Origin of the sequence: Nostoc punctiforme PCC 73102 (assembly GCF_000020025.1) — a bacterium.
In the GTDB taxonomy this organism is placed as follows: Bacteria; Cyanobacteriota; Cyanobacteriia; order Cyanobacteriales; family Nostocaceae; genus Nostoc; species Nostoc punctiforme.
Map to the genome: position 1 here is coordinate 3,370,411 of NC_010628.1, position 15,380 is coordinate 3,385,790.

Genomic DNA, 15,380 nt, shown 5'->3' on the forward strand with positions numbered 1-15,380 from the left:
TCAATATTAATGGCACATCTGTTTGAACCATTCAAGATTCGTGAAGTTACCTTCCGTAACCGCATTGCTGTTTCACCCATGTGTCAATATTCCAGTACAAATGGATATGCTAATGATTGGCACGTTATTCATTTAGCTTCTCGCGCAGTAGGCGGTGCGGGTATAGTGTTCACAGAAGCAGCAGCTATAGAACCGCGTGGGCGCATTAGCCCGCAAGATTTGGGAATCTGGTCAGATGCACATATAGAAACTTTAGCCAAAACTGTGGCATTGATTCATAACTTTGGCGCTGTTGCAGGGATTCAACTTGCTCATGCAGGTAGAAAGGCCAGCACTGCCAAACCCAGTAAGGGAGGGAAAACGCTGGATGAATCTCAGGAAGGTTGGCGGCCCTTAGTTTCGAGTAGTGCGATCGCCTTTAGCCAAGATAGTCCAGTTCCAGAAGCCCTAAGTCTTAAGGGAATTCAGGAAGTTATTGATGCCTTTGTCCAAGGTGCTAAACGTTCTCTGCAAGCTGGTTTTAAGCTAGTGGAAATCCATGCGGCTCACGGTTATCTACTCCACCAGTTTCTCTCACCCCTTGCTAACCAACGGCAAGATGATTATGGTGGTAGCTTTGAAAATCGGACTCGTCTGCTCAGAGAAGTTGTTCAAGCAGTTCGAGAGGTTTGGCCCCAGACAAATCCGCTCTGGGTACGTATTTCTGCCACCGATTGGGTAGATGGGGGTTGGGACATTGAGCAAAGTATCGCTTTAAGTGACAAGCTTAAGTCTCTAGGAGTTGATCTCATCGATACTTCATCAGGGGGAATTATACCGGGTGTCAAGATACCAATTCAACCTGGTTATCAGACTCAGTTTGCCGAACGCATCCGCCGCGAAGCCAATATCCATACAGGAGCCGTTGGCTTAATTACAGCCCCTGAAGACGCTGACGAGATTATTCGCACAGAAGTAGCCGATATAGTGCTGTTAGGACGTGAACTACTCCGCAATCCTTATTGGCCGCATCTGGCAGCTAAACAGTTAGGACACGATAAACTCTGGCCTGTTCAATACGATCGAGCTTGGCTATGATGTTGCCTGTACTTAATTTACTATTGGGCGTTAGGGGAAATTCATAAATTACCCCTATCTGAAAATCAGGGCTTGAGACATTGTTGGCGTAAGTCCTGGATAATTCAATACAGTTCAGTTAAGCATCTCTTTCTTCTCTCTGCGTTCTCTGCGCCTTCTCTACGAGACGCTACGCGAAGGCGGTTCGTAAAAAAAACGACTTTGGTAACAGAGTTTTAGCCTTAACTGAACCGTATTGCTGGATAATTAAGCTAAAAATATTTTAATTTGCATCCTCAAAAAAATGAATCTCTTGTGGGGTGGGAATCTTGCCCGCCCTGGTTGTGCAAATTAAATACGCGACAGCTTAGAAATTAATTTATAAGCCTTCTTTGGCAAGTTGGGCTTTTGCCTGTTGCCACAAATTTTCTAGCTCATCCAAACTGTAATCAGAAAGGGGGCGATCGCAAACTGCCTCCATTTTTTCTAACCTTTGAACAAATCGCTGATTTGTACCTTGCAAACCAGCACTAGGGTCAAGATTATGCCAACGGGCTAGCTGAATAACTGCAAAAAGTAAATCGCCTAATTCTGCTTGTTGTCGCGCTGGTGTTTCCTCAGCTAAAGCCTGTTGAAATTCACCCAATTCTTCATGAAACTTATCCCAAACGCCCTGAATATTTTCCCATTCAAACCCAATAGCAGCAGCCTTTTGAGAAATCTTCATCGCTGCTGTCAATGGGGGAAGGGTGCGCCCATAACGACCGAGTTTAGCACTAAGTTTTTGCGCGTCTGGGGATGGTTCGCCTTTTTCCTGCGCTTTGATTTGTTCCCAATTTTGCCGCACCTCATCCACACTGGCTACTGACACATCACCAAACACATGAGGATGACGGCGAATCAACTTTTGGGAAATCCCCTGAGTTATTTCTTTGAGAGAAAATTGTCCAGATTCGCTAGCGATTTGGGCTTGTAATACCACTTGTAATAATAAATCGCCTAATTCTTCTGCGATCGCCTTCTGATCTCCACTCTTAATTGCATCCACCACCTCATAAGCTTCTTCAATCACATAAGGCGTAAGCGTTTCGGCAGTTTGCGCCAAATCCCACGGACAACCACCATCAGGCGATCGCAATTTCGCCACCACCTCAATCAATTCCTGCAAAGCTGCCAAAGTCTCAACTTTGTCACTTGTCATTTGTCATTTGTCCTTTGTCGTTTTGCCGTTGCTCTTTCTGGTAACTGTAGCTCGACGAGTACCGCGACTTGTAACTTTCCGCTTCTTCATTTTGCCACTAGGAAGCAACCCTCGAACCCCTTGCTTTCGCACGCGCTTGTATGCCGAACCACTCCAATCGCTGAGAGAATGGCTCATTGCACCAAGTTCCAACCCTAAAAACAGGGCGATATATTCAGTATCATATTGCAGGAGCGATCGCCCCACAGTTTGTCCCAAATCTTGCCAAGTAAAACTCAGATTCCATAATTTTTCGGCAATTGCCAAAACTAAAATTGCCAAGATAGCTAGCAAACACCCTAGATAAAGTATCCGCAGAATCGTGCCAATAATCGGCCCGTGGGATAAAAAAGAACGATGCCGCAGACTTTTTTGATAAGGTAGCCAAATCCAACGCAAGAAACCCCAGCGTTGAAATTGCACAGAGTAAATATCCAAATCAGGGCCAAACATCAGCCCTCCAAATAGAAACCCGCCTGCAACCAACAAAGTCGCATTGCTACTGCGAGTCTGCCAGAAAGTAATGCCCGCCACCAACGGCAGAGCATACATAGTAATGCGATCGTGCGTCCGACCAGAGGGCATCCTGAATCCTGTTAGCGATAGCGGGGCTTTTAGCCCGTGCTGAGTAACTTAATACTGAGCCAGTATAAGAGAAAAAAAGATTTTCCCAAAACTACTAGCGCAATGCAAAATCTTCTGCTATATTAGTTAAGGATTGGTCAAACGGGCGGTTAGCTCAGTTGGTAGAGCGCCTGCCTTACAAGCAGGATGTCATCAGTTCGAGTCTGGTACTGCCCATTAATTGAATTAAGGCTAGAGACAGCTTAGATGCAGTTTCTAGCCTTTTTTAAACGATTCACAATTCTTAATTAGCTAAGTAAGTGGGCGTAAATAATTATTGTTGGGATAAGGCAATAAGCAATAGGCAATAAGTATAAGGGTTTTAGCCTAGGTCATTTTTATTTAGATAGTTTGATTTTATTGTGCCAATTTACTTACTATTAACCCATCTTGCATATCTTCAGAATAGAGAGTACTTGCTCTTGCAGATAGGGTTAGGTCTGTATTGGACTGATGGGACTTCCAGAAAATAAATTATTCAGTAGTTACGGAGTTAAGCCTAATACGCCGCCTACAGATAACAGGTGCGTTACGCTGTCGCGCCAACACATCTGGAATGTCCCCATTCCCTAATCCCTAATTCCCAGTCAAAATGCCTAATGAAATTTGGTTATCACAATTACAAAAACATCGTGCGATCGCAGTCATCCGCGCCCCTAAAATCGAAGTGGGAGAGGAAATGGCAATGGCTGTAGCATCTGGGGGAATGCAGCTGATTGAGATTACCTGGAATAGCGATCGCGCTGGAGAATTAATCAGTCAACTACGCTCAGAATTACCCGCTTGTACTATTGGCACTGGTACATTATTCAATGTGCAACAGCTACAAGAAGCGATCGCATCTGGGGCGCAATTTCTCTTCACACCCCACGTTGACTCAGCAATGATTCAAGCAGCACAAGAAAAAGATATACCTATTATCCCAGGAGCTTTGACTCCTACAGAAATTGTTACCGCTTGGAGTCAGGGCGCTAGTTGTGTAAAAGTGTTCCCCGTACAAGCAGTGGGAGGAGCTGATTACATTAAAAGTTTGCAAGGGCCACTAAATCAGATTCCCTTAATTCCTACAGGCGGTGTCACTCTGGAAAATGCTAAAGAATTTTTGCAAGCCGGAGCGATCGCTGTCGGTTTGAGCGGTGAATTATTTCCCAAAAAGCTTGTCACAGAGGGAAATTGGCAAGCGATCGCATCTAGGGCAAAAAACCTTATACAACAGTTAGGTTAAATTAGAATCAAATTATCAAATATTCACGTCTATTAAAGTAATAGATAGGGAATAAAAGTGAAACCTAATAAGTTTCTCAAGACTTCATGATTTGAGTGTGAGTGTATCTAAAATGAAAAAACTGATTTATCTTGACTGGGTGCATCGCTTAAAAATACTCCTTACTGGTACAGCACTGTCTTTAAGTGTTTTTACTACTACTGGAACGAGTCAAGTTTGGGCAAATTCCAAAGATCAAGTAATTGCCCAAACAATCGAGACATTACAACAATCAGATCGGCGCTGGATTCAAATTGACCTTTCAAAGCAACGATTAATAGCTTGGGAAGGTGACAGAGTAGTTTATGGAAGTGCTATTTCCTCTGGTAAAAAAGCTACTCCCACTCTTGTTGGTACTTTTAAGGTTCAATCTAAGTTCAAAACTACGCGAATGCAGGGAGAAAACTATAATGTTCCCAACGTTCCTTATGCGATGTTTTATGAAGGGAATTATGCTATTCACGGAGCTTATTGGCATAAGAGATTTGGCACTCCAGTAAGCCACGGCTGTGTGAATATCGCACCCAAACATGCAAAATGGCTATTTCAGTGGGCATCAGTAGGGACACCGATAGTCATCCAGAAATAGTAGGTGAAGCAGTCAGAAGGCAATTTAGGTAAAATCATAAATAACAAAAAATCAAGACAATTAAGTGATTCCCAGCATAAAATCTTGCTGGGAATCTTCGGAGTCGGAATTACTGAATTTGAAATAAAATATATAAGAGGGAATCCATACCAATTTTAGATTTTAGATTTGGTATTTAGGACTAAAAATCCTTTCCTAAATTTGGTATTATCCAGTTTGCCCCAAAGAAATAAGCGTAAATCCTGACAATTACTGTGTGAAACTACAAATGCAAATATTAATTCCGGGAAAATTTGCATTGACGCATTTAAATTACAGATTTTTTTTGTAAAAGTTGTTATTAGTCATTAATGAGTGACAAATGACCAATAACTAATTAGATGCGGATTAGTTTAGAACTGGTTTCGAAAAGCATTAGCGGATGAATTGCGTAAATCCTTCACAGCAAATTAGTAATGACCCTGGAAAATTGTAGTTTCCAGAAAATTACTTCACTTCATGATTTTTGCGTACTTTAGAAGGTGAGGCATAATGCAATCCTGGATTCGTAGTGGTGGGATTCGTTCTTCCAAAACTTTTTGTACAGGTGTGGCGCTGATGGTGGTGGCTTTATTTTCTTGGTCAGCACCGTTAGCAGGCGATCGCCATTCTACTACAGCGATCGCTGCGTCAGTGGATGAAAATGGCATCACTGAGTCTGATATCAGCCAAACATCCCAACCTCGCTGGATTGAAATTGACTTGTCAGAACAACGGTTACGTGCATGGGAAGGCAAAAAACTTGTTTATTCATACCGTATTTCTGGAGGGAAGCGATCAACTCCCACACCCATAGGTAGATTTCGGATTAATTCTAAGTATCGCACTCACCGGATGCGAGGCAGGGGCTACAATATTCCTGATGTTCCTTACACAATGTATTTTTACAGAGGCTACGCCATCCACGGCGCTTACTGGCATAATCGTTTTGGCACTCCAGTCAGCCACGGTTGCGTAAATTTACCTGTTAAGCAAGCACGCAATGTTTACAATTGGGCTAGCTATGGGACTTTAGTAGTGGTGCGGAAATAATTGTTAATTGGTAATTCGTAATTAAGAGTTGCAATTCTGCATTTGATGTATGGATGGGTGCGTTCACGCAGTTAAGCACCTGTCTATACATATTGCTAAACTAAGAACACATCTCCGAAGTATTTAGGAGCTATGAGCTACCCAACTACTAAACTACTTACCCTGGATGAGTTTCTGAATCTCCCAGAAACAAAGCCTGCAAGTGAATATATTAACGGTGAGATTATTCCTAAGCCAATGCCGAAAGGGAAGCATAGTCGATTGCAGCTAAGACTCTGCAATACTATTAACGAAGTAGCAGAAAGCCAAAAAATTGCTTATGCATTTCCAGAGTTGCGTTGTAGCTTTGATATCCGCTCAATTGTCCCTGATGTAGCGGTTTTTAACTGGTCACGAATTCCATTTGATGTTGATGGGGAAGTTCCCAACGATTTTTTGTTGTGGCCAGATTGGACAATTGAAATACTCTCTCCAGAACAGAGTTCAAATCGAGTAATTGGCAACATTCTTTACTGCTTACAACATGGTTGCCGATTAGGGTGGTTAATTGATCCAACAGATCGCTCAATTTTGGTTTTCTGTTCGGGCCAACAACCAGTATTACTCCAGGGAGAAGATTTTTTGCGTGTATTACCAGAAATTCAACTTGCACTAACCGTCAATCAAGTTTTTGGATGGTTAAAGATGGATAGTTAGAAATAACTCGCCTCGAATTAGAAGAAGCGTAGGCGTAGCTCGTCGTGGACATCGCTCTATAGCAAATACCAAATTATAGACATAAATCATGTCTATAATAGACACTATCCTGAATAAAAGAGGTAGGAGAATGAACTGGAAAATTGCAGAAGCGAAACAGAGGTTCTCCGAACTAATTCATGCTGTAACTAAAGAACCGCAACTCATCTACAATCGCAATGAACTGGTGGCTGTTGTTGTTGAAGCTGGAATGTTTGAGGAATTTTTGGCGTGGCGCAAGCAGGGCGAAAATATTTCTCTAGCTGATGTTTTCAAAGAACTACGCCAGATAGTTGTTGAAGAAGATTATATCCTCGAAGTCCCCTCCCGCCAAGACCGTCTTAACCCTTTCGCTGATGCCATCGATGACTTTTCTCTGTGACACTAACATTATCAGCGAATTAGTAAGACTCCAACCTAACTCTGGTGTACAGAAATGGGCAGAAAGAGTTTCTTCTATAGTTTTGAGTGCGATCGCCGTTGAATAAATATTTTACGGATTGACATTCAAGCCCAACCCTATAATTCAAATATGCTTCGAGAGCTTTTTAGAAAATAACTGTCAAGTATTGCCTATCACGATTGAAATTGCCAAGCGCTCCGGTGAATTGCGAGGTCAACTAAGATTAAGTGGGAAAACACATACCCAAGCAGATATGATGATTGCTGCTACTGCTCAAATTCATCAATTGACTTTAGTAACGCGCAACATCCGGGATTTTGATGGCTGCGGTATCCCACTTTTAAATCCTTTTAGTTAAACGCGCAATAGTTTAACTCAACTGTGCCACAAGTTGATTTTCCAAAAGCGTGTCATTTGTTAACAAATCTTCAACGGTAATTCGTAAAAAGCGTTGCTCATCAACTAGAAAGAGAATTTTTATGCGATCGCTTCCAGGATATCCGGCTGGTGTCAGTTGGGCAATTGTTCTTGCACCTTCTTGGTCGTTGAGGGGTTTAACGCTGGTTTCATTATTATCCAGACGGCGAGTAATTAAGCGATCGCCATCAAAATAAACTTCGGTACTACCCGTATCTGCTCCCAATTCTCCCATAATCAATTCAATACTAGGTTGATTTTCCAAAGAAGCACCTAAGACTAATTCCACTGGCTGACTCATTGGATATGCCTGTCCAGCTTTAATCAGAGAATGCCATTTGTGACGCTGATTGCGGCGATCCCAGTAGCGGATACCATAGCTGTGATACAGAAAGTCTTTGATTTGTATCCCTTGTGCTAACTGTAATGCACCTTGAGCGATCGCTTCAAATGGACGTTCGCAACGGATTTTTTCTGGCTCAAAATACTGTTTTATCCATGTCTGCACTGCTGGTAATTGCACGGTTCCACCAACTAACAAAACGGCATTAATATCAGGAAGTTCTATCCCTTGCCGTCTTGCTTGCTGCAACAGTGTCGTCATCGATTCATCCAATAACTCAAAAAATGCGTGTTCTTTGAGGATATTATCAAAAGTATCCCGGTTTAATTCCAATTCATAGCTTTCAAATGTTTCATCATCAAAATAAACTTCACTAGCTTGGTTTTGAGTTGATAGCTGAATTTTTACCCGTTCTGCCAATCGTGTTGTCAAGGGACTTACCGCCAACTCTTGAGTTTTGGCAAAGTAATCTACCAACCAATTATCAATATCAGTACCGCCTAAATTTTGCCCAGCTTTCGCCAGGACACGGGCAGTTTTAACTTTTTGTTTTGAATCTTCAGCCAGAGACTTATTCCCCCACTTGAGGAGAAATCCCAACGGCTTTGTAGTTGCTTGCACGCCTTGATCCAACCGGACAAGGGACAAATCTAAAGTACCGCCGCCGAAGTCAATTACCAAGAGAATTTCTTGATCTGCTAAACCATAACCCAAGGCTGCGGCTGTGGGTTCATCCAGCATTCGCACCTGTTCGACGGGAAGGGATTGGCAAACGTTTCCCAACCAGTGACGATAAGCTTCAAAGCTGTCTACGGGTACGGTTAACACGAGAGAATCTAACCCACCTTGTAGGGGTGCTAGTTCTTCAATTACTTTGGTGAGGAACCATTGTCCTACTTGTTCAAAGGTGACAATTTGCCCATCTAATTCGGGTAAGAATCCTTGGATATCTGCACCAATACCGCGTTTGAAACTGCGGAAAAATCTAGTTTCGCCTTTGAGGTCAAGACCCTGATCGCGTACTTGTTGCCCGACTAAGACTTGATTCTGGCTTGCGTCTTCAACGTAAACCAAGCTGGGAATCAGTGGCGGATTGAGACTTTGTTTAATTGATAAACCTGGTAGAGTAAGGGTTTCTGGCTGTTGGGTTACGGGGTTCCAACGAGCAATGACTGTGTTGCTAGTACCAAAATCGATTGCGATCGCCATATTTTATATTTATTATCTCGCACGAAGAGGCTAAAGCTGCTTTCTTTGTGATTATTCTCTATAAGTTACCAAGAATGCAAATGCGTCCATAGGCTTGCTTTTTTGCATCCCAAGCCAGATATCGATTCAGTCCGTTGCAACGAAGTGTTAGCACAGTTAGACAATTGGCTTGTCAGAAAGCCTTCTTTTGGACAGTCTACCGCGCTACAATCCCTATTACTCCATTGAAAAACGCGCCACTTAAAAGTTATTACGAATAACTATCAATTAAGAAATACATCCATCTTGGCTCAATGCTAAATAGTTAGTCTGCGATGCCTGCGGTTTTCTCGTTGCGATCGCGGTCATTGTCTAATCCGTTACTGAAAATTAACTGTATCTCTGACTGCGTTAGAACTTTGGCGCGCCCGTGCCAATTTATTTTCATAGGGTCTATAAAGACCCTATGATCCGCAGCCTACAACCATTTGACACCCAATTAGTAACAATTGCTGGACCTAGATTAGGGAAAAGTCGTCAAAATCTTATCATGCAGGTGGCGACATTCGGTGAGTTTAAGAGCGATCACTATTCTTTTCCAAGACGGGTGATCGCTTTTTAACTATCTATTGGGTACTCTAACCTCAGAGTTTTCTGTAAATAAAATTAGAAGGAAAAAATCATGAGTAGTTTTTCTCAAAATCAAGAAAGCTGGATAAGCTATGAAAAAGGTTATGAACCATATATAGGAATAATGACAGCAGATAAACTGGAAAAAGCTTTTGAAAGAACTGAAAAAACTTTTAATCAAGCTCTTATTGAAGAAGATTCTAAAAGATTACTGGATATTATGAACAGTTTGAAAAAACATAATAAATTTTTCAGATTACCTAGTATTGCATACGTAGAAATTGAAAGAGAAGAAGATAATGACGATGATAATCCTATACGAAACAATTACATAATAGGAGGCAGGCATAGAGTAACTGCATTACTGAACTTAATGGAAAAATGGAATAAAGATAAATATCATTTTGAAGTTCAGGTAGAAATGAGAAGAGTCAATGATTTTTTGGATATTATTGAATTAATTATTGCAGATAACGAAGGAAGAAGTATGTCAAAAAGTGAAGAAATTTACTTACGGCAGCTTCAAGACATTTTACCTTTAATTCAAGATCCTAATATAACTTTTTCTCAATTTATAAATCAAATTTTAAATAATAACGCAGTCAGCAAAAAAGGTAAAGAAAACATAATATCTGCTTATGCCGATTACCAAAAAAACAATCTAGGTTTTAATACAATTATCAAATTACACGGTACTAAAACATATACACAGTTAATAATTAAATCTCTGTTAAGTAATCTTTTAAATAAAAAACCTCAATTAGGAAAATGGGATGGGATAAAGCTAGAACGTTCAATAAAATGGTGTTGGGGAGGTTATAAAGAAAGCCCAATTACAAATATAATTAACAAATCAAATATTACTTGGCGTAGTAAAAATAAGCCATTTATAGCAACATTACGGGAAAGTCAGAAATTAAGTAATGGTGACATTTATATAGGTAGATGCTACAAGGAGCTAGCAGATTATGCGGTAGAAGAATGGGAGTTTGCTAATAAGCCTTGAGGTAAATAAATATAGTTTTTGGAAACGCTAGTCTTCATAATCTATCCCTGAACTCTAACCCCAGCATTACATAGATATCCCCCTCAATTGTTTAATCCATAACACATCCCTCCATACAATCTAAAAGATTTCAAAATGCGACACATCATTAAGCTCAAGACCTACATCGCCTTCACACGCGGTTGTAGGTTTTTTTATATGCCCCACCAGCTGACAAACCCCACGCTACAGAATTGTGTGATCGCTTCAAGTCTAAATCCAACTGCCTCAGTCACACAGAAACCAACAGAGCGTTGAAAATTTTGAGATTACTAGCTAATGTCAATAAAACAACGTAAGTGACCAAAAAGCTGATTATTTCGTTCACCAATCCAGGCGATTAACCCAGATTTATGAATAAGACACATAGCAAAACTACTTACGTAGATTATATTGTTAAACTTCCTGAGCGATCGCTGGAGGAATTTTGTCGCTGGGTATACCGCTTCATGGGCAATGCTCAGTTCATCTATCCTCAACATCTAGCTGAACAACACCAAAAATTTGCTCATGCATTAATAGATTGGTATTCTTCCAAAGCCATATAAATTAAGATAATTGACCCACATGACTTTAATGCTGGGGGAAAGTAAAAGTAGAGGCACTGGCTAATTAGTACAAAAACCTAATCTAACCCGGAGTTCCGGGTTAGTAGTAGTTCACGCTCAATCTTCATGCCGTAACTGCCATGCTGCACCGCAAGCGGCCCCAGCCCCAGCTAACAATCCGGTACTCATTCCTTGGATAGTTTTTTGGATTGGGTCTTGAGTTAGACAGTCGCTTGTAACCTTACTGTCTTCTAAGCAGAGATTACTTTCTGCCCAAGCAGCAGTACCTCCCAAAATTACACCAGTTATACTACAGGAAATAACTAGCAGCAAAAGGCGTTGAGTTTTTCTAACCATAGATAGATGTGCTAAAGATTAGAGATAGTAATTTACTTTCAATTACTTTACACATTCTTGCTAGCAAATGTCAGCTGGTTTCAAAACTAAAATAGGTCAAAGTCGATTTTACCTGCATTTCAAAGATACAAATCACATAAATTATATTTTTACCTCTTCTGAGGCACTAATACTGGTATTTTATGGGCATCGGCTACGGATTTGGCATGTTGCCCAACAGTCACAACATTGAACTGACTGGATATAATTTCCAAACTTTTGTTCACTATTGCCAGCTTCTTGTAGGTGGGGAGACTCATTCCAGGGAAGAATGATAACTCTGGCACATCCTCTTGACTTACAAAGTCTGTAGGATGGAATAGCAAAGAAGGCTGGACATGTGTAAGTTTACACAGCCATAGGGCAATTCGCAGGTAGAGTAACGCAGCTTCCGAAGAAAATGTACTTATATACATTATGTAACTGAAGTGAATTGGCACCTTGAAAATTGGCATGGTGGTTACGGGAATTTCAGTCAATTTATCCTTACCCATCTTCCACTGGTAAGGTTTTAAAGGCTGCAAACCGTCTTTGAAACCGCCAAACAAGGCTTCGCGTTTCTTGCGTTCTTCCTTGCTCAGTTTACAGGTCATTAAATAATAAGCTCGTGCTATGGGCCCCAAAAATGTGGGAAAAGTTGAAGCATCATATTCGTATCCCCGTCGTGCTAAGACTTTCAATACCGCAGGCGAAAAACTGTATCCAGGCCCCCGAAAGCCGATAGGATGTTGATGGGTAACGCGCTTGATATGTTGTTCGGCTAACGCCACTTCTTGTTCAATTTCATCCTCTGAATATAGATGTAGCCAAGGATCATGGTAGAATGAATGATTACCTATTTCGTGACCAGCGTTAGCGATCGCTTGTAAAGCCTTAGTGTTCTTTTCCAAGGCGGCATCCTGACCCACAATGAAGACTGTGATTGTCACATTCCACTGCTGAAAAATATCTAAGAAACGAGGGACTGCAATATCTAAGTAAGAGGGAAAAGTCTCCCAACCAGGAGCGCCCTGATTTTTTAGAAAAGACCAAACATTATCCAAGTCTAAAGAAAGACTGGCTATTGGTTTGTTTCCTCGTAACTTCGTTTTCATTATGAGTTTAAGTATTTGGATAATTTTAAGCGTAAATTAAGTTTTAGGAAGACAGATTTAATAACCTGCAACTTGATTCCTTAGAAGTTACTACGACCCGCTATTAGACATCGCACCAGCTACAAAGATTATAAATTAGATCGGCATATTTTCTAGATTATGATGCTCAATTTATATCATTAGTTTCAATAAAAAGCGATTATACAAAAAATTTTCAACATCCTAGATATTGATTTGCTGCTTCTGAGTCAAACACATTGCAATTCCCTTTTCGTAGTAAGCTGCCTCGTTAATAAAAATCGGCCAAACGGTAGATGCACCCTCATAAACAATTGTTTTATTATCAAAGGTTATAAACATTGGGTCTCCTGGGTTCAAGGCTTGGTAATCCTTGTCCTGAAGCTCTGGATGAATCATCGCAAAGATTTTGCCATCCTGTTGTTTTGGATAGTCCACAACTGATAAATGGTCATAGAGAATCAACGTTTCATTAGTTGATGCAATTTTACCTTGATTAAACTGTTCTAGATAGTCGAGAACCGCATAAACAAGTTCTTCTGTTTGTTGGAACAACGTCGCTTTTAAGATACCTTGGGCAATAGGGCCAACCTCGATCGCAAATCCTAATTCGCACAGGGAATTTACAAATGGATTTTCTGTAATAGATTTAAAAGAGCAGCGATAAATCCTCACCAAAGGGCTAATCTGACTGAGATAAGCAGCCAATTGCAAATTTAATGGATGACTGTTTACCAAAATAATTGTCAGACCCATGTTAGCTGTGCTGCTGTGCAAGTCTAGGATAAAATCTGCTTGTTTATTTCTGTTTGATCCTAAAGTGTTTTGAATTGATTTAGCTTGCAATTCTTCGTAACTGTTAAGAGTTGGATTTTGTAAATCTTGCTTGAGAAAACAGCGATTTAAATCCTTCTCTACATATCGCCTCCCTGCTGCAAAAGCGTTAGGATTTGCTAACAGAGTAACTGTCTCAAAACTTTGTCTAGTAATCAAGTCGGGAAATTGAGCAAATTTTTCGATTAAATAGGCCCCAGTAAACTCATTGCCATGAGTTCCACCAACAATTGCAACTCGATTAATTTGGTTCACAATTACACCAACTCCAGAATGCAGCCTCTCAATTAAGAGGTAGAGGGAAGGGAGCAGGGGGAGATGAGGGAGATGAGGGAGAAAAGAGAAATATTTAGTAATTTTTACTATTCAAATAGCTCGAAATACACTTGCTTGCTTGTTTCTTTCCCCCTGCTCCCCTGCTCCCTGCTCTCTTCCTCCGTCCTTCCCTGCCTCTTTTTCAATGTACATTATGAAGCATTCAGCGTGCCGATGCGATCGCGCCCAGATGGTTCATAAAGATAAGACATATCAGGCCCATCAGGAATAATCCCACCGGGGTTGAGTGGGAATAGGTTCCCGTAGTAGTCTCGTTTCACACTCTCGACATCGCAGGTGTCAGCTACACCAGGAAGCTGATATAGATCCCTTAAGTAAGCTCCCAAGTTGTGATAGTCTCGAATTCGCTGCCTATTGCACTTAAACAACCCGTAGTAGGCACTATCAAACCTAAACAACGTCGTGAATAAACGGACATCTGCAAGCGTGAGATTGTCTCCACACAAATATCGACTAGTTTGCAATGCAATGTCAATCTCATCGAGAGTCCCAAACAGTTCATTACAAGCTTGATTGTACGCTTCTTGGGTTTGGGCAAAACCGCAGCGATACACACCGTTATTTACTGCGTGATAAATTTTCTCATTCCACCAGTCAATTTTCTCTTTGAGTGCTTCTGGGTAAAGATTCAGTGTGGGATTGTTGGCGAACTCGTTAAATTCCGAGTTCAGCATGACAATAATCTCTGAACTCTCATTATTAACAATAGTTTTTGTTTGGTTGTCCCATAAAATTGGAACTGTAGAGCGCCCACTGTAACCAGGTTCTGCCAGTTGATAAAATTCAGCTAGTGTACGACAACCTTCTTCTTCTTCGTTGAATATCCAACCGCCTTCAATGGGAGAAGGAGAGACAATACATACTGATATTACCGCTTCGAGTTTTTTGAGCGATCGCACAACCAGGGTTCGATGCGCCCAAGGACAACCCAACCCAACATAGAGTCTATAGCGTCCTGCTGCTGGTGGGTGTGGATTTCCTTCTTCGGTACCAATGAACTTACGAAACTGGCTATTAGGACGAATATATGCTCCCGACTGATTGCTAGGAGCAAGCTTTGACATCATTATTTGCCACATAGTCGTCCAGACAAACTTTCCCAGCCAGATGATGAGCTTCGGAGGGAGTGTCCTCCCCTTTTTCTTGGGGAGATTTTTTTCGTCATCCATCGGAGTCGAGTTGCTCATGATGACAATCTTGCTTTGGGAATTCTTACAAGCTAATCGTATCAAACTTGCGATCGTTTTGCTACATCTATAACCAAAGAGGTATTGCTTTTTTAAAAAGTTGCTTACTTTCCAGACTTTAATATCTGTATCTGCTGTAATAAATTGCCACTTAATTGACTAAAAGGCTTAATGAGGATTTAGCGATATTTTGATTTTTTACCTAACGTGCCTTGTATCACATCAGACCATAAATTTCAAGTTTAGTGTTAAGAAGTAATAGTATTTAAAACCTATTCATAAATTTATTTTAGAAACACAACTTTTAAGCCAGCGATATCTAGCGCCAAGCCCGGAAATGTTTATGTGATATAGATTACGAT

The 15,380-nt window shown here is 40.9% G+C and carries 18 protein-coding genes and 1 tRNA gene; 11 read left to right on the forward strand and 8 right to left on the reverse strand.

The window, feature by feature from the left end; all coding sequences use genetic code 11:
• Nucleotides 1-9: 9 nt before the first annotated feature.
• Nucleotides 10-1,077 (forward strand): NADPH dehydrogenase NamA, encoded by a 1,068-nt coding sequence (gene namA / locus NPUN_RS13705; protein ID WP_012409246.1) that lies wholly within the window; start codon nt 10-12, stop codon nt 1,075-1,077.
• A gap of 358 nt (nt 1,078-1,435) precedes the next feature.
• Here the strand turns inward: namA and mazG are convergent, their stop codons facing one another.
• A complete protein-coding gene (gene mazG / locus NPUN_RS13710; RefSeq protein ID WP_012409247.1) occupies nt 1,436-2,257 on the reverse strand; it encodes a nucleoside triphosphate pyrophosphohydrolase in 822 nt (273 codons plus the stop codon).
• Nucleotides 2,258-2,260: 3 nt separating this feature from the next.
• Nucleotides 2,261-2,881 carry a metal-binding protein gene (locus tag NPUN_RS13715; RefSeq protein ID WP_012409248.1) on the reverse strand — a complete coding sequence of 207 codons (621 nt, stop codon included), beginning with the start codon at nt 2,879-2,881 and terminating at the stop codon, nt 2,261-2,263.
• 143 nt (nt 2,882-3,024) lie between these two features.
• Between NPUN_RS13715 and NPUN_RS13720 the strand changes: the two genes are divergently transcribed.
• The 8 genes from NPUN_RS13720 to NPUN_RS42735 all read left to right on the forward strand — a co-directional run bounded on the left by NPUN_RS13720 (nt 3,025) and on the right by NPUN_RS42735 (nt 7,340).
• Nucleotides 3,025-3,097: transfer RNA gene (locus tag NPUN_RS13720), tRNA-Val, on the forward strand.
• A gap of 415 nt (nt 3,098-3,512) precedes the next feature.
• Nucleotides 3,513-4,145 (forward strand): bifunctional 4-hydroxy-2-oxoglutarate aldolase/2-dehydro-3-deoxy-phosphogluconate aldolase, encoded by a 633-nt coding sequence (locus tag NPUN_RS13725; protein WP_012409249.1) that lies wholly within the window; start codon nt 3,513-3,515, stop codon nt 4,143-4,145.
• 112 nt (nt 4,146-4,257) lie between these two features.
• Nucleotides 4,258-4,773, forward strand: coding sequence for a L,D-transpeptidase (locus NPUN_RS13730; RefSeq protein ID WP_012409250.1), 516 nt, complete (start codon nt 4,258-4,260; stop codon nt 4,771-4,773).
• Nucleotides 4,774-5,304: 531 nt separating this feature from the next.
• Nucleotides 5,305-5,844 carry a L,D-transpeptidase gene (locus tag NPUN_RS13735; RefSeq protein ID WP_012409251.1) on the forward strand — a complete coding sequence of 180 codons (540 nt, stop codon included), beginning with the start codon at nt 5,305-5,307 and terminating at the stop codon, nt 5,842-5,844.
• A gap of 132 nt (nt 5,845-5,976) precedes the next feature.
• Entirely contained in the window at nt 5,977-6,540 is a 564-nt protein-coding gene (locus NPUN_RS13740) for a Uma2 family endonuclease (RefSeq protein WP_012409252.1), read from the forward strand.
• 130 nt (nt 6,541-6,670) lie between these two features.
• Nucleotides 6,671-6,961, forward strand: a complete 291-nt coding sequence (locus NPUN_RS13745; protein WP_012409253.1) for a type II toxin-antitoxin system prevent-host-death family antitoxin — start codon at nt 6,671-6,673, stop codon at nt 6,959-6,961.
• The gene (locus NPUN_RS44105; protein ID WP_272913968.1) at nt 6,945-7,067 is read left to right on the forward strand and encodes a PIN domain-containing protein; all 123 of its coding nucleotides are present in this window, start codon (nt 6,945-6,947) and stop codon (nt 7,065-7,067) included. The genes NPUN_RS13745 and NPUN_RS44105 overlap by 17 nt, the downstream gene beginning before the upstream one ends.
• A gap of 81 nt (nt 7,068-7,148) precedes the next feature.
• Nucleotides 7,149-7,340 (forward strand): PIN domain-containing protein, encoded by a 192-nt coding sequence (locus NPUN_RS42735; RefSeq protein ID WP_234711100.1) that lies wholly within the window; start codon nt 7,149-7,151, stop codon nt 7,338-7,340.
• A gap of 12 nt (nt 7,341-7,352) precedes the next feature.
• Here NPUN_RS42735 and NPUN_RS13755 read toward each other — a convergent pair whose 3' ends face one another.
• Together NPUN_RS13755 and NPUN_RS44110 are read right to left on the reverse strand one after the other, a co-directional pair.
• A complete protein-coding gene (locus tag NPUN_RS13755; protein ID WP_012409255.1) occupies nt 7,353-8,951 on the reverse strand; it encodes an Hsp70 family protein in 1,599 nt (532 codons plus the stop codon).
• Between the two features lie 304 nt (nt 8,952-9,255).
• Entirely contained in the window at nt 9,256-9,378 is a 123-nt protein-coding gene (locus NPUN_RS44110) for a hypothetical protein (protein ID WP_272913969.1), read from the reverse strand.
• A 234-nt stretch (nt 9,379-9,612) separates the two neighbouring features.
• Between NPUN_RS44110 and NPUN_RS13760 the strand changes: the two genes are divergently transcribed.
• The gene (locus tag NPUN_RS13760) at nt 9,613-10,566 is read left to right on the forward strand and encodes a hypothetical protein (protein WP_012409256.1); all 954 of its coding nucleotides are present in this window, start codon (nt 9,613-9,615) and stop codon (nt 10,564-10,566) included.
• Nucleotides 10,567-10,958: 392 nt separating this feature from the next.
• Nucleotides 10,959-11,153 (forward strand): WYL domain-containing protein, encoded by a 195-nt coding sequence (locus NPUN_RS13765; protein ID WP_041565396.1) that lies wholly within the window; start codon nt 10,959-10,961, stop codon nt 11,151-11,153.
• A 117-nt stretch (nt 11,154-11,270) separates the two neighbouring features.
• On the opposite strand, the gene NPUN_RS13770 is transcribed toward NPUN_RS13765, so the two are convergent.
• From NPUN_RS13770 to NPUN_RS13785, 4 genes are all read right to left on the reverse strand, one after another.
• A complete protein-coding gene (locus tag NPUN_RS13770) occupies nt 11,271-11,510 on the reverse strand; it encodes a hypothetical protein (protein ID WP_012409257.1) in 240 nt (79 codons plus the stop codon).
• Between the two features lie 149 nt (nt 11,511-11,659).
• Nucleotides 11,660-12,643 (reverse strand): polysaccharide deacetylase family protein, encoded by a 984-nt coding sequence (locus NPUN_RS13775; protein ID WP_012409258.1) that lies wholly within the window; start codon nt 12,641-12,643, stop codon nt 11,660-11,662.
• A gap of 222 nt (nt 12,644-12,865) precedes the next feature.
• A complete protein-coding gene (locus tag NPUN_RS13780; protein ID WP_012409259.1) occupies nt 12,866-13,750 on the reverse strand; it encodes an aspartoacylase in 885 nt (294 codons plus the stop codon).
• A 212-nt stretch (nt 13,751-13,962) separates the two neighbouring features.
• A complete protein-coding gene (locus NPUN_RS13785) occupies nt 13,963-15,018 on the reverse strand; it encodes a glutathione S-transferase family protein (protein ID WP_012409260.1) in 1,056 nt (351 codons plus the stop codon).
• Nucleotides 15,019-15,380 lie beyond the last annotated feature (362 nt).